The 14,504-nt window shown below is 56.4% G+C and carries 14 protein-coding genes, 1 tRNA gene and 1 pseudogene; 8 read left to right on the top strand and 8 right to left on the bottom strand.

From position 1 onward, the window contains the following. Positions 1–113: 113 nt before the first annotated feature. A pseudogene (locus tag QYH43_RS05275) lies at positions 114–482 on the top strand (isocitrate lyase/phosphoenolpyruvate mutase family protein); the annotation flags it as partial. Between the two features lie 88 nt (positions 483–570). Then, the gene (locus QYH43_RS05270; protein ID WP_095151313.1) at positions 571–1,545 is read left to right on the top strand and encodes a D-glycerate dehydrogenase; all 975 of its coding nucleotides are present in this window, start codon (positions 571–573) and stop codon (positions 1,543–1,545) included. 192 nt (positions 1,546–1,737) lie between these two features. Here QYH43_RS05270 and QYH43_RS05265 read toward each other — a convergent pair whose 3' ends face one another. From QYH43_RS05265 to QYH43_RS05250, 4 genes are all read right to left on the bottom strand, one after another. Further along, the gene (locus tag QYH43_RS05265; protein ID WP_095057766.1) at positions 1,738–2,307 is read right to left on the bottom strand and encodes a YSC84-related protein; all 570 of its coding nucleotides are present in this window, start codon (positions 2,305–2,307) and stop codon (positions 1,738–1,740) included. A gap of 509 nt (positions 2,308–2,816) precedes the next feature. Further along, positions 2,817–3,044 (bottom strand): hypothetical protein, encoded by a 228-nt coding sequence (locus tag QYH43_RS05260; RefSeq protein ID WP_095057767.1) that lies wholly within the window; start codon positions 3,042–3,044, stop codon positions 2,817–2,819. 176 nt (positions 3,045–3,220) lie between these two features. Then, a complete protein-coding gene (locus tag QYH43_RS05255) occupies positions 3,221–3,415 on the bottom strand; it encodes a hypothetical protein (protein WP_301156596.1) in 195 nt (64 codons plus the stop codon). A 561-nt stretch (positions 3,416–3,976) separates the two neighbouring features. Continuing rightward, positions 3,977–4,186 (bottom strand): hypothetical protein, encoded by a 210-nt coding sequence (locus tag QYH43_RS05250; protein WP_095057769.1) that lies wholly within the window; start codon positions 4,184–4,186, stop codon positions 3,977–3,979. 504 nt (positions 4,187–4,690) lie between these two features. Here QYH43_RS05250 and QYH43_RS05245 point away from each other — a divergent pair. Then, positions 4,691–6,067, top strand: a complete 1,377-nt coding sequence (locus tag QYH43_RS05245; protein WP_095057770.1) for a GGDEF domain-containing protein — start codon at positions 4,691–4,693, stop codon at positions 6,065–6,067. Between the two features lie 164 nt (positions 6,068–6,231). Here the strand turns inward: QYH43_RS05245 and QYH43_RS05240 are convergent. Next, a tRNA-Ser gene (locus tag QYH43_RS05240) sits at positions 6,232–6,319 on the bottom strand. Between the two features lie 123 nt (positions 6,320–6,442). Here QYH43_RS05240 and QYH43_RS05235 point away from each other — a divergent pair. Continuing rightward, the gene (locus QYH43_RS05235) at positions 6,443–7,114 is read left to right on the top strand and encodes a Bax inhibitor-1/YccA family protein (protein ID WP_095057771.1); all 672 of its coding nucleotides are present in this window, start codon (positions 6,443–6,445) and stop codon (positions 7,112–7,114) included. A gap of 60 nt (positions 7,115–7,174) precedes the next feature. On the opposite strand, the gene QYH43_RS05230 is transcribed toward QYH43_RS05235, so the two are convergent. Both QYH43_RS05230 and QYH43_RS05225 read right to left on the bottom strand, forming a co-directional pair. Continuing rightward, the gene (locus QYH43_RS05230; RefSeq protein ID WP_095057772.1) at positions 7,175–7,504 is read right to left on the bottom strand and encodes a YceK/YidQ family lipoprotein; all 330 of its coding nucleotides are present in this window, start codon (positions 7,502–7,504) and stop codon (positions 7,175–7,177) included. 58 nt (positions 7,505–7,562) lie between these two features. Then, positions 7,563–8,000 (bottom strand): Lrp/AsnC family transcriptional regulator, encoded by a 438-nt coding sequence (locus tag QYH43_RS05225; protein WP_095057773.1) that lies wholly within the window; start codon positions 7,998–8,000, stop codon positions 7,563–7,565. Between the two features lie 136 nt (positions 8,001–8,136). Between QYH43_RS05225 and QYH43_RS05220 the strand changes: the two genes are divergently transcribed. Continuing rightward, positions 8,137–9,033 carry a DMT family transporter gene (locus QYH43_RS05220; RefSeq protein ID WP_095057774.1) on the top strand — a complete coding sequence of 299 codons (897 nt, stop codon included), beginning with the start codon at positions 8,137–8,139 and terminating at the stop codon, positions 9,031–9,033. Here the strand turns inward: QYH43_RS05220 and QYH43_RS05215 are convergent. After that, on the bottom strand, positions 9,021–10,646 hold the full coding sequence (locus tag QYH43_RS05215) for an NADP-dependent glyceraldehyde-3-phosphate dehydrogenase (protein WP_301156571.1): 1,626 nt from the start codon (positions 10,644–10,646) through the stop codon (positions 9,021–9,023). The two genes, QYH43_RS05220 and QYH43_RS05215, sit on opposite strands and share 13 nt — an antisense overlap. A 257-nt stretch (positions 10,647–10,903) precedes the next feature. On the opposite strand from QYH43_RS05215, the gene QYH43_RS05210 reads away from it, so the two are divergent. From QYH43_RS05210 to QYH43_RS05200, 3 genes are all read left to right on the top strand, one after another. Then, complete coding sequence (locus tag QYH43_RS05210) at positions 10,904–11,791, top strand: Dyp-type peroxidase (RefSeq protein WP_301156570.1); 888 nt, start codon at positions 10,904–10,906, stop codon at positions 11,789–11,791. A 233-nt stretch (positions 11,792–12,024) separates the two neighbouring features. After that, a complete protein-coding gene (locus QYH43_RS05205; RefSeq protein ID WP_095057777.1) occupies positions 12,025–12,777 on the top strand; it encodes a GntR family transcriptional regulator in 753 nt (250 codons plus the stop codon). After that, positions 12,774–14,504 (top strand): fumarate reductase/succinate dehydrogenase flavoprotein subunit, encoded by a 1,731-nt coding sequence (locus tag QYH43_RS05200; protein ID WP_301156569.1) that lies wholly within the window; start codon positions 12,774–12,776, stop codon positions 14,502–14,504. Before QYH43_RS05205 ends, QYH43_RS05200 begins: the two co-directional genes overlap by 4 nt.

Here is a 14,504-nt window from a genome sequence, read left to right as displayed (position 1 = left end):
GCTTGCCGGTCATTCCTCTTCGAATAGGGCGCAATGACCGGTAGCCAATTTATGTCTCGTTCTCGCAGGACGATTCAGCGATGTACTCAGTTGAAATGTGATGGAGCAGAAAAATGATTGAGCGATCTCATCATGAACTAAGACAGGCGTTCAGTGATTTGCTTCATGGCGCCGTCTGTAAATTTGCGGCATCGGTGTTCGATCCGATCTCTGTTCGAATGGCTTCTGACCTTGGCTTTGAAGTCGCTATCCAGGGTGGATCGGTCGCCTCGTTCCAGGTGCTTGGTGCCCCGGACATCTCGTTACTCACGCTCGATGAGTATGCAGAGCAGGTTTCCAGGGTCGGACGCGCCAGTCAAATCCCAATCATTGGGGATGCCGACCATGGATTCGGAAACGCGCTCAATGTGATGCGAACAGTCACGGAGTTACAGAAGGCCGGCGTTGCCGCCCTGACGCTGAGCTGCTTTCAAAATACACACTTTCGGACAACTACCGCGAATGGGCAAAAACCTATTTGAAGTCAGATAACGGCGCCAATTGAACTTGAGGCAGGTGGAATAAAGCGTCATGAAAAAGACAATCCTGGCCTTCAGCCGAGTCTCACCCAGCATGCTAGAGCCTTACGCAGATAAGTACGACATCGTCATCATGAGCCCAGAGATTGGTGACATGGATGCTCAGTTTGAAGCAGCCCTTCCCAACGCTCATGGACTGATCGGTGGGAATCGTCGTCTGGGTGAAGTTGAGCTGGCGTCGGCTAAAAACCTTGAAATCATCTCCAGCATTTCGGTGGGTTACGACAACTATGATCTCAGCTATCTCAATAGCAAAGGGATCATGTTGACCAATACACCAGATGTGCTGAACGAAACCACTGCCGATCTCGCTTTTGCCCTGATCCTCGCCACAGCGAGACGTATCCCAGAGCTTGATGCTTGGACAAAAGATGGGAATTGGTCAAAAACAATCGACGCCTCCCATTTTGGATGTGATGTGCATGGAAAGACCTTGGGCATTATCGGCCTGGGCAAAATCGGAGAGGCCATCGCTCGCAGAGGACGTTTCGGCTTCGGCATGAATATCTTGTACAGCGGCAAAACTCGTAAACCACAGCTGGAGCAAGAGCTCGGCGCAAGATTTGTCCCGCAGGAACAGCTGTTAAGCGAGTCTGATTTTGTCTGTCCGGTCGTGCCATTGACCGCAGAGACGAGAAACCTCATCGGCCAAAAAGAGCTGGCGCTGATCGGGGCAGAGGGCATTTTGATCAACGTTTCTCGTGGTCCGGTGGTTGATCAGGACGCGCTCATCCAAGCGCTTGAGGAAAAGACGATTCGGGGCGCTGGCCTGGATGTCTACGTGAAAGAGCCACTAACAGATTCCAGGCTTTTTAAGCTGAAAAACGTCGTTACGGTCCCTCACATTGGCTCGGCAACAAATGACACCCGCGACGCAATGGCCAAGCGTGCCTTGGACAACTTGCTGGTGGGGCTCGAAGGTCAGTGGCCTCGGGATCTCGTTAATTCGCAAGCGTTACGTCAGTGATAACCGAGTCGCTGACTTCTTGTGGATCGTCGGGCCCACAGCGCTAACCACTCTGTTGAATTGAAGGAAACCAATATGCCGCAAGTCATCGTCTATGCCGCCGCTGACCTCCGCTAAGGGCAGCCAGGGATTGTGAATTCAGCAGGTCGATACAACACAACTGAATTCTGTGTAAGCGACATGCAGACGGCGTCAGCGATTGAGCCTGGTAATCTTTGAACCCTGCAATCCCAGCCCGGCCATTAAGCCCTTTTGATCAAAGATGAACGCATAGACATCGGAATGAGCCGTTGAAGTGGTCAACGACTTGGCGATGCCTGAATCCACGACCACGATGCTTGGGCCCACGCCGACCTCGAATCCATTAACATTTTTCAGATCGTTCATCGCTGAATAGGTCATGAAGAACATCACGTATCCAAACCGCTGCACGCCCGCCTGAAGGCCGTATGAGGCTGCTGTGGTCGCGTAGTATCCCGTGACTTTTCCGTTCTCAATCAATTCGCCTTCGCCATGCTGTGCGCCGGCGATGAGGCCCGCTTTCAGCACATCAGGGAAAACGAGGATACCCTTGGCTCGCCGCGCGAGGTCTCGCGCTTGCGGCGTTTTGGCATACAAACTCTGTAACGCCGCGTTCGCGTCGCGGTTCATTTGCGCGTTAGCAGCCTTCACATCTGAGGCGGAACTTGATTGACCCATTTGGCAGCCCGCCGTGATCGCGAGTATTGAAATCATTGCCATCATTCGAAGGTATTTGGTCATGAGCAATACTCCGTTTCACTTGCCATTGAGGAAACTGCGTGGCGCTAGCCGTTGCGGATCAAAGACTGACGGGGTCGATCTTTCCCTTAGACTTTAATCCTAATAAGCCGTTGGTCAAATGCTATGCACATGCACATGCACATGCACATGCACATGCACATGCACATGCACATGCACATGCACATGCATGTGCCTCAGACGAAATCGACAGTCAACTTCTGGCCGTTTTTTGCCTGTCACGATGGGCAGAAATCGACCCAAAACTGACGCTCGATTCTGTCTAGGTGAATCGCCCCGGATTTTCTAGACACCCATGAAACCTATTCCCATCGCCACCCAGCCACGCAACCACGCAGTGATAATGGCTCAACTCCGTAAAGTGTGGAGAAAAGCGCTATGAAAAGGGGAGTCGTGTAGATTGCCAGGGCAGCCACTGATAACGGTATCAACGGTAATGCCGAGTAGTACGTTACCCACATTAACAACAGCAGAATGCTCCTGGTTGTCACCTAAAACACCGAAGCAATTGCGTGTCGACCCGATTTGATGTCCCTGCCTAGCCAGGCTCCAAGAGTGGGAACCGACAGACAGGAAACGATGAGGAACAACTGCCAGAGCGGTAGTCTGGCGCTAAAATATTTGACCGCTGCATCGGCCAGAGAAAGGAGAAATACAGCAGCGCTGATTAGCAATATGCCCTTGGGAACGCTGTCGACGCTTGAACTGTACTTGCTCACGAACCGCACTCCTGTTCCGTTAGTGAGCTGAGATCCTAACGGACGGTGGCGAACTCCTAGAGCACATATCCAGCACCTCAGGTGCCAATTTTCACTGTAGGCCGTTTTGACCATCGCCCCCACTTGATCTGTGCCGTGAAGAGCCCGTATGCGAATGGCTGCTTTGCCGATTACTGTCACACCGGCGCCATCATCACCGTGAGCGTCATCTTGATGAATGCTTCTTTCTTGTCGATGGCTTCCAGGGCGCCGCGCACGTTGTCGGCGACGGCCGTCGATCCGTGCTGCTCGACCCAGTTCGAAAGTTCCATGATGGCGGCTTCGAGGGCGAGCTGGTTTTCATTGAGTTTGAACAGTCGGGCAGGGAGCAGGGCAGAATTTGGCTATTTTCGCCCGCACCCCTTAATGCCTGGCGAACGTGGCGGCGAGAATACCAGCGTTGAATCGGTGACTCACTACTGCGATGGACGGATTGTGTTGAATTACGCGGCATCCCAAGCTTTGATACTGCAAAATCAATCCGGCGTCATCATTGTAGGATGTGAGAAACGCGTCAGTTTGCGCCCAATTTAAACTTTATGTTGTTTGAGGGCCACCAAGACCACGATGGTGGTGGCGTGTAGCAACCTGGCTGATTGGCCGGCGTTGCATCACAACGGACGGTGTAGCCCTTGTTGGTTATTTCTCTTCCGCCTTCACCGGTACCGCGCTCACTGTACGAGGAGCATCCACCTAGTAAAGCGGTAGCCAGAAAAATTGTTGTGTACTTCATAAATGCTCTCCATGCGTGAAGCGTATAGCTTAACCAAAGAGTCCCGCCTGGCGCCGGATTTTTTGTCAGGAGAAAGTCACGGTTACATTGGAGGCGCGGGGCCACGGTAGGTCGCTATTGGACATCTGATGCCTGTGCGAAGGGCTGCAATCGATAGTAATCACTCCGGCGCCATCATCACGGCGAGCGTCATTTTGATGAACTCTTCATTCCTATCGATGACTTCCAGGGCGTCACGCACGTTGTCAGCAACGTCGGCCGATCCGCTCTGCTCGACCCAATTCGAAAGCTCCATGATGGCGGCTTCCAGGGCGAGCTGGTTTTCGTTGAGCTTGTAGAGCAGGGAAGGGAGCAGGTCAGAGTTTGGCAAAGCGAAATCCTCCGTGGAGATTTTAGCGTAGCAGCGGGTGTTGATCGGGGCGGGTAGGGGAAGGGGCAAAAAGTTGGCAGGGAGAGAGGATTGTTGTGCGCAAAACCTCCGCTGGAAGCCGCGGATTATCGTTTGCGAAATCACAAAAAAATGTATTTTTTGCCACCATCAATAGTGATGGTATTTCTTTTAAAGCAATGGATTAGGTCTTTTCAGTCCCCAATATGGGGTGCAAGGGACGAGCGTGGCGCTATTGGCTGTTGTTGCCTTCGCGAAGCGCTGCAGTCGACCCAAAGTTACCCTGTCGCATCAGGTTGAATTCTACCGTCCACAAACGGTCGGTCGCTGGTCGTCAGTACAGCCAAAGGACAATAATTTGAAGTGAGAACCCTGCGCCGTGCCTATGCTGCAACCAATGAGCCCATTGGCGAGAGCAGGAGGTCAGATGCTTGGTAACAGGAGCGCAAGACAGGTTTCCCCAAATGCCATTTTGGAGAGGCAATCATGAGGTGGGTGATCGAGTCTGCGCGCGCCGTCAAGGTTGGCAGCTGGATTATAGGGACAATCTTGATCGTTATCGCCGTTATCGGGGTGGCCGACCGCTATCACCGTCAGCGCGCTCTGCTATTGGAGGGGCAGCAAGCATTGCTGGCTCATCGAAGCAGCTGGGGCTATGACACTTTGGTACGCCAACTGGCGACCCATGAACTGCAACTTTCACTGCTTCGGGCCAATCCCCTACCGACCGGGTGTCTGCCAGACCACTCTATTGCCGAGCAGCGGCGCGCTACAAAGACCCTGACTGAAGGTATCGAAGAGCTGACTCAGTACACATCGCGAGTACCCATAAATCACGTAGCGGATTTGCCCAGTCCGCTGGCACCACAAATGCGCCTGACGAATGGCGGCATTCAGATGACCAGTCGACAACTTCTAGGCTACAGCTGCAGCGGGCGTAACGCGGTGATCCGGGAAACACAGACCCGGTTACAGCCGTTACCACTGCCGCCGCGCTCGGCGATCGGACCGGCGTTTGTCGATGCGCTTATCGTGCATGTCGCTGTGAGCCACGGCCATGAACCCCCCTTGTATGTCGACATTCATTTCACCGGCGACAAGGCAGATCTGATTCCTGTCACAGCCGCCAACTGGCCCACGACACACATTTCCGAGGAGCAAGGCCAGGAGCGTTTTGTCCGAGACATAGAGGACCCACAACATGCCCTGCATCTGCAGTTCTATAGTGAAATCCTGACACCGAGTTTCCTGTCACTGTTCCTGAGCTGGAATGGTCTCGGGTTGTCAATGCTGGTTGGCATGCTTGCCAGTGTGCTGTTGATCATTTGGCTGTCGGGGAAATTGATTGACGCCTACGGGATACAGCATCGAGCGGCGACCCGCGACTTTCTTACCGGGTTGTACAACCGACGGGAGGCGATGGCACTGGCAGAGGCGGAGTTGGCCAGGGTAATCCGCACCCCCGGTTCGTTGTGCATATTGATGCTGGATATCGACCACTTCAAACGGGTCAATGATACCTACGGCCATGACGGGGGAGATGAGGTGCTGAAATTTTTTGCCCAGCTACTTAACCAGGTTGTGCGTCAACATGACCTGGTCGCCCGCATCGGCGGGGAAGAGTTCCTCATCCTGCTCCCAAATACCGACTTGACGGGCGCACATACGATGGCCGAGCGCTTGTTGCAGATCCTGCGCGACTCGACGCTGGACTATGCCGGAACACGTATTGGCGTCACCTGTAGCATAGGTGTCACCGCTTGGCGTGGGCCTGAAGACAACATTCAGGCCATGCTTATCCGTGCCGATCAACTGCTTTACCAAGCCAAACAGCAAGGCCGTGACCGCTATGTGAGTGACTAACGCTAATACGTTTTCGACGACATCTGCGGCTCCCCGCTTCGAGAGCGAATTGGTTTTCGGAAATAGCCAGAAAGATACGGAAACGATCGCTCTGATGGCACACCGGATTGCCCGATCCCAGAAACGACAAAGCCCTGAATAATCAGGGCTTTGTCGTATAAAGATGGCGGAGGCGATGGGATTCGAACTCATGGACCTGTTACAGTCGACGGTTTTCAAGACCGTTGCCTTAAACCACTCGGCCACACCTCCGTTTGTGTTGCGGGCGCCATAATACCTGAATGAAACACACTGTCAAACTCTCTGCATAGCTTGTTACAGGGTGTCTGTTATGATCTTTGCGACTGAACGTTTCAAACCAACAGGAGTGTCGCCATGCGCGAACAGGATTACGCAGTGAATAACAGCGTGCAGGCTGAGCAGCTAGAGGTTAGCCGCGTCCTGCGCAACACATATGGCTTGCTCGCCCTGACCCTGGCTTTCAGCGGTGTGATGGCCTACGTTGCCCAGCAGATGCGTGTTGGCTACCCGAATATTTTCGTGGTGCTGATCGGCTTCTACGGTCTTTTCTTCCTTACCAACAAACTCCGCGATTCCGCTTGGGGCCTGGTGTCGGCATTTGCCCTGACCGGTTTCATGGGTTTCCTGCTCGGCCCGATCCTCAACCGTTACCTGGGTATGCAGGGCGGCGCTGAAGTCGTCAGCTCGGCGTTCGCGATGACCGCTCTGGTATTCGGCGGCCTGTCGGCCTATGTGCTGATTTCCCGCAAGGACATGAGTTTCCTCAGCGGTTTTATCACTGCAGGTTTCTTCGTGTTGCTGGGTGCAGTGGTTGCCAGCTTCTTCTTCCAGATCAGCGGCCTGCAACTGGCGATCAGCGCAGGTTTCGTGCTGTTCTCCTCGGTCTGCATTCTGTTCCAGACCAGCGCCATCATTCATGGCGGCGAGCGTAACTACATCATGGCGACCATCAGCCTGTATGTATCGATCTACAACCTGTTCGTCAGCTTGTTGCAGCTGTTCGGCATCATGGGTCGCGATGATTGATCGTCAGCCCTGAATGAAAAAACCCGCTTCGGCGGGTTTTTTCTTGCCTGAGAATCAGGGTTACTCGTTGATGATAATGCTGCCATCGGCCTGCTGGCGGTAGATGGTGTAGGGCAGCAACAAGGTGTCGAACGCAGCGGAAACAACGACGTCGATCAGCACAATGGCCGGAGCAAAATCATGTTTCTGGTCGTCCCTTCCATCCTGCAGCGGAGCGTTCAACGCGCAAAAGTCGTACGTCACACCGCTGTAAATTCGTGGAACCGCACCGCAGTAACTCTTCTGCTCCTTGAGGCTTTTCACTGCCACATCGTCACCGCGCACGACTGTCTGGACCGTGCCGCACCCAGTGAGCATCAATGCTGCCACCAGGAGAACCTGAACTTTCATACCGTCATTCCTTCGTCGAGATGATCGCCAATCTGCATGATGCAAGGTCAAAGATCATTTATTCCATCGGCGGTAACCGGCGTTTAACCGAGGTTTTCTTGATGATAGCGGTGTTGGTTTCGGCGTGGGTATTGAGGCGGTCGAGAAGTGTGTCCAGTTGTTCCATCGAGCGCACATGCAGGCGCGCAATGAAGCAGTCGTCACCGGTGACCTTGTCGCACTCGGTGAACTCGGGAATGGCCATGATCTGCCGTTCGACTTCCTGCAACTGACCTGGCAACGGGCGTATGCGCACGATGGCCTGCAGTTGATAACCGAAACATTTCGGGTCGATTTCCACGGTGTAGCCCTTGAGCACGCCACGCTCCTCCAGGCGGCGCAGGCGTTCGGCAACACTGGGTGAAGACAAGCCACTGATCTGCGCCAGGGCCTTGAGTGAGCGTCGCGAGTCTTCCATCAGGGCCGTGATCAGCACCTGGTCGATATCATCGGTCATGGCGAAAACCTCTATTAGGCAATTATCGACAATCGCCTTCGTAAAAAAGGCAGATTCAGAGTTTAACCTGCTTTATACGCTGGAGATGCCCCTCAGACCATTGGCATACTTTGCCCACAAACACAGGAGTCTGATGATGGACAACACAATACGTCGCGGTTCATTCGAAATGACGGCCGCCATGCTGATCTCCGGAACCATCGGCTGGTTCGTGCTGGTCTCCGGGCAACCGGTGCTGGATGTGGTGTTCTGGCGTTGCCTGTTCGGCGCCGGCACGTTGCTGCTGATTTGCGCGGCGTTCGGCTTTCTGCGCCCCGGCATTCTGACCCGCACGACGTTTCTGCTGGCGGTGCTCAGCGGTGTGGCGATTGTCGGCAACTGGGTGTTGTTGTTCGCGTCCTATTCACGTGCATCAATTGCCATCGGGACTGCGGTGTATAACGTGCAGCCGTTCATGCTGGTCGGGCTGGCGGCACTGTTCCTCAACGAAAAGATCACCGCGCAGAAACTGACCTGGCTGGGTGTTTCGTTCCTCGGCATGCTGGCGATTGTCAGTGCCCATGGCGGGCAAGGGGAGAGTGGCGGCGAATACTTGCTGGGTATCGTTCTGGCGCTGGGTGCTGCGTTCCTTTACGCGATTGCCGCGTTGATCATCAAACGCCTGACCGGTACGCCGCCGCACCTGATCGCACTGATCCAGGTCAGCACCGGCGTGTTGTTGCTCGCACCGTTCGCGCATTTTTCCGCGCTGCCGCAAGCCCCCGGTGCGTGGGCCAGCCTGGTGACGCTGGGCATCGTGCACACCGGCGTGATGTATGTGCTGCTGTACGGTGCGATTCAAAAACTGCCGACCGCGTTGACCGGCGCACTGTCGTTCATCTATCCGATTGCAGCGATTTTCGTCGATTGGTTCGCCTTCGGTCACCGCCTCGAACCGCTGCAATGGGTAGGGGTTGCAGCGATTCTGTTGGCGGCCGCCGGTATGCAACAGGGCTGGAGCCTGAAGTTTCAATCAGTGCCTCAGAAAATGTAATCCGTGGTCAGGAAACTCGAACTACGGCCGCTGATGATTTCGCTGATCAAGTCTTTGTTGGTCTCCTGGAACTTGGTCGCAACCAAGGTGCGGATTGAAAACACTCGCAATGCGTCATGTACCGATAATGTGCCCTCGGCGGAGTTTTTGCGGCCGTTGAATGGGTAGGTGTCCGGGCCGCGCTGGCATTGGGCGTTGAGGTTGATCCGACCGACCTGGTTGGCGAAGGTGTCGACCAGTCGCCCAACCGCCACCGGGTTGGTGCCGAAAATGCTCAATTGCTGGCCGAAGTCCGATTCCAGGACGTAATCGATCACGGTGTCCAGATGGCGATAGGGCACGATGGGCACCACCGGGCCGAACTGTTCTTCCTGATAGACGCGCATCTGTGGCGTGACCGGGTAAAGCACCGCCGGGTAGAAGAACGAAGCACGGGTTTCGCCACCATGGGGGTTGACCACTTTGGCGCCTTTGGCCTCAGCATCCGCCACCAATGAATGCAGGTAATCGACCTTGCCCGACTCCGGCAGCGGTGTCAGTGCCACGCCGCTTTCCCACGGCATACCGGGTTTTAGCGAGGCGAGTTTGGTGTTGAATTTGTCGATGAAGGCCTCGACCACGTCTTCGTGGACGAAAAGGATTTTCAACGCGGTGCAGCGCTGACCGTTGAACGACAACGAGCCGGTGACCGCTTCACTGACCGCGTTGTCCAGATCCACCTCCGGCAGGACGATTCCGGGGTTTTTCGCGTCCAGGCCCAACGCCGCACGCAAACGATGGGGTTTGGGGTGCAGTTTCTTCAGGTCGCTGGCGGCTTTGTTGGTGCCGATGAACGCGAAGATATCGATCTTGCCACTGGCCATCAGCGCGCTGACGGTTTCGCGGCCGCTGCCATAGATGACGTTGATCACCCCGGCCGGAAAACTGTCGCGGAAGGCTTCCAGCAACGGACGGATCAGCAACACGCCCAGCTTGGCCGGTTTGAACACCACGGTGTTGCCCATGATCAATGCCGGGATCAACGTGGTAAACGTTTCGTTCAGCGGATAGTTGTAAGGGCCCATGCACAAGGCTACGCCGAGGGGCACGCGACGGATCTGGCCGAGGGTGTCCTGTTCCAGTTCGAATCGGCTGGAGCGGCGGTCGAGTTCCTTCAACGCGTTGATGGTGTCGACGATGTAGTCGCAGGTGCGGTCGAACTCTTTTTCCGAGTCCTTGAGGTTCTTGCCGATTTCCCACATCAGCAACTTGACCACGGCTTCACGCTGTTCGCGCATGCGGGCGAGGAAGGTCTCGACGTGCTGGATGCGTTCGGCTACACGCATTGTTGGCCAGAGGCCCTGACCCCGGTCGTAGGCGCGGACAGCGGCATCGAGCGCGGTCAGTGCGGTGTCGGCATCCAGCAGAGGCGTGCTGCCGAGGATGGCTTGTTCATCGCCGTTCGGACCGCTCAGATAAACCGGGCTGCGGACCTGGGCGAGCGGGCCGGGCCAGGTTCTCAGCGTGCCATCGACCAGATATTCACGCTGTTCGGTCGGGCCGTCGAGGCGGTATTTTTCCGGGATGCTGCCGGCGTCGGGAAACAGGTTGCCAAGAATCGGTGCTGTGGTCATGTCGCTACCCCGTAGGTGGTGTCAGCCATGCGCTGGCGGCTGCCGTTCAAATTCACTTCAAAGGTTATACGCCTCAATGCCGGTTTTTTTTAACCGTTATTGAGCGCTGATGGGCAGAGTAGAGGGGTTGAGGGTCTGGATCTTGTGTCTGAAGCGTAGACCGCAATCGGCAGGGGGTGATGCCTGTTCTTTTGACCTGAGCGCACACAAGTGACTGTGTGGGAGGTAAACTTCGGACTCTTTCAAAAGGAGTTCATATGAGTTATTACCAGCCGGGCATCCTCGCCACCCCCGTTCCGCCTCAAGCCCGTCATATGTTCTTCGCCCTGGAATCGGCGGCTGCACTGCCGGCTGCGCTCGACAAACTGCAAGCTCTGGTGAACGGCAAGTCGGCGGTGACCGGCTTTGGCGAATCCCTGGTCAAGTCCCTGGACCGCCACATCGACGGCCTGCGCACGTTCCCGGCATTGACCGGCGTCGGCGTCGACAACCCGTCGACTCAACATGCGCTCTGGTGCTGGTTGCACGGTGATGACCGAGGCGAGTTGCTCAACCGCAGCAACGCCATCGAAGCGGCATTGGCACCGGCCCTGCGTCTGGTGCAGATGAACGAAACCTTCCGCCACATGAGCGGCTATGACCTGACTGGCTACGAAGACGGCACCGAGAACCCGCACGACGAAGCCGCCGTGGCTGCGGCGCTGGTGGGTGAGGGCGCGGACGGCACGGTCGGCGGCAGCTTCGCCGCGATCCAGCAATGGCAGCATGACCTGAAGGGCTTTCACGCGATGTCGTCCGAGGACAAGGACAACATCATGGGTCGCCGCTTGAGCGACAACGAAGAGATCGATGACGCGCCGGTTTCCGCTCACGTCAAACGCACCGCCCAGGAAAGCTTCGCCCCCGAGGCGTTCGTGGTGCGCCGTTCGATGCCGTGGATCGAAGGTGACCGCGCAGGCCTGATGTTCCTGGCCTTCGGTTTCTCCCTCGACGCCTTCGAAGCCCAACTGCGACGTATGAGCGGTCTGGAAGACGGGATTACTGACGGCTTGTATCGCATCAGCCGGCCGATCACGGGTGGCTACTACTGGTGCCCGCCGATCAAGGATGGCCGTCTCGATTTGCGTGCCCTGCGCATCGGCTGAGTAAAAGCCAAAGATCGCAGGCCTCCGCAGCTCCTACAGGTGGGCGATCACTGTAGGAGCTGGCTTGCCGGCGAAGGCGGTGTGTCAGATTTAGCGCGTTGCCGGTTTTCGCCAGCAAGCCGGCTCTTACAGGGCTAGTCGCTAGAATCTAACCTTATGCTCATTCGGTATTTCTCAAGCTTGTCATAACGTCTCTAAGATCACGTCATAACTCGTTATAACAAGTGATCTTCATGACCGATAACGTTCTATCCCTCAGCAGTGTTCCGCTGCACACCCAACTGCGCGACGTGCTGCGTGCCCGCATCCTCGACGGCCAATATCCGCAAGACAGCCAGATGCCTTCCGAGAGCGAACTCGGCGCGTTGTTCAAAGTCAGCCGCATCACCGTGCGCCAGGCGTTGGGCGATCTGCAAAAGGAAGGGCTGATCTTCAAGATCCACGGCAAGGGCACCTTCGTCGCCAAGCCGAAAACCTTCCAGAACGTCAGCACCCTGCAAGGCCTGGCCGAGTCCATGACCGGGCGCGGCTACGAGGTGATCAACCGCCTGCGCAGCTTCAAATTCATTGCTGCCGACAAACTGGTCGCCGAGCGTTTGCAGGTGGCCGAAGGCGAAACCGTGGCGCAGATCAAACGGGTGCGCCTGATCAACCGCGAACCGATCTCGCTGGAAATCACCTACCTGCCAAAAGCCATTGGCGAACGCCTGGAGAAAGCCGACCTGGTCACCCGCGACATTTTCCTGATCCTGGAAAACGACTGCGGCCTGGCCCTCGGTCATGCCGACCTGGCCATCGACGCGGTACTGGCCGACAGCGACCTGACCCAGGCGCTGAACGTCGAACCCGGCTCGCCGATCATGCGCATCGAACGCCTGACCCACGACGCCAATGGCCAGCCAGTGGATTTCGAACACCTTTACTACCGTGGCGATGCGTTCCAGTACCGCTTGCGGATTGATAGGCAAAAAGGGGATCAGGCATGACTCGAAACACGCTTGAGCAGGAATACGACATCGTCGTGATCGGCGGTGGCACCGCCGGGCCGATGGCGGCGATCAAGGCCAAGGAACGTAACCGCGATCTGCGGGTGCTGTTGATCGACAAGGCCAACGTCAAGCGCAGTGGCGCGATCAGCATGGGCATGGACGGCTTGAACAACGCCATCATTCCCGGCCACTCGACACCGGAGCAATACACCAAGGAAATCACCATTGCCAACGACGGCATCGTCAATCAGGCAGCGGTGTACGCCTACGCGACCCACAGCTTCGAAACCATCGAGCAACTGGACCGCTGGGGCGTGAAGTTCGAGAAGGACGAGACCGGCGACTACGCGGTGAAAAAGGTCCACCACATGGGCGCCTACGTGTTGCCGATGCCGGAAGGGCATGACATCAAGAAAGTCCTGTATCGCCAGTTGAAACGGGCACGGGTCAGCATCACCAATCGCGTCGTGTGCACCCGTTTGCTGAAGGATGAAGAGGGCACGGTCAACGGCGTGATGGGCTTCGATTGCCGCACGGCTGACTTCCATGTGATCAAGGCCAAGGCCGTGATCCTCGCCTGCGGTGCGGCCGGGCGTCTGGGCTTGCCGTCTTCGGGTTACCTGATGGGCACCTACGAAAACCCGACCAATGCCGGCGACGGTTACGCCATGGCCTATCACGCCGGGGCGGAACTGGCGAACCTGGAGTGCTTCCAGATCAACCCGCTGATCAAGGATTACAACGGCCCGGCCTGCGCCTACGTCACCGGCCCACTGGGCGGCTACACCGCCAACAACAAGGGCGAACGCTTCATCGAGTGCGACTACTGGAGCGGGCAGATGATGTGGGAGTTCCACCAGGAGCTCGAAAGCGGCAACGGCCCGGTGTTCCTCAAACTCGATCACCTGGCCGAGGAAACCATCCAGAACATCGAAGAGATTTTGCACAGCAACGAACGCCCGAGTCGCGGCCAGTTCCACGCCAATCGCGGCACCGACTACCGCACGCAGATGGTCGAGATGCACATTTCCGAGATCGGTTTTTGCAGCGGTCACTCGGCCTCCGGTGTGTGGGTCAACGAGAAGGCCGAGACCTCGGTCAAGGGTTTGTACTCGGCAGGCGACATGGCCGCGGTGCCGCACAACTACATGCTGGGTGCCTTTACCTACGGCTGGTTTGCCGGCAACAACGCGGCGGACTTTGTCGCAGGCCGCGAGTTTTCTGCGCTGGATGCCGAACAGATCGAAACCGAAAAACAACGCGTCTACGCACCGCTGGACCGCGAACACGGCCTGCCACCGGCCCAGGTCGAGTACAAACTGCGGCGCTTCGTCAACGACTACCTGCAACCGCCGAAAGTGACCAAGAAAATGCAGATCGGTCTGCAACGCTTCAGCGATATCCAGCGTGACCTCGATCAGATCAAGGCGCACAACGCCCACGAACTGATGCGTGCGATGGAAGTCAGCATGATCCGCGACTGCGCCGAAATGGCTGCCCGCGCTTCATTGTTCCGCGCTGAAAGCCGTTGGGGGCTCTATCACTATCGGGTCGATCACCCGCAACGCGACGACAGCGACTGGTTCTGCCATTGCCATCTGAAGAAGGATGAAAACGGCCTGATGACCAGTTTCAAGAAAGCCGTGGAGCCTTACATCATTGCGCTGGACGCCGAAGAAATGCAGATCTACGACCGACTGCGAGTCCGCGCCGATGCCGCCTGA

It is taken from the genome of Pseudomonas sp. C32 (assembly GCF_030417915.1).
Taxonomy (GTDB): Bacteria; Pseudomonadota; Gammaproteobacteria; order Pseudomonadales; family Pseudomonadaceae; genus Aquipseudomonas.
The sequence above is the reverse complement of the archived record's forward strand: the minus strand, read 5'-3'. Positions and strand labels throughout refer to the sequence as shown.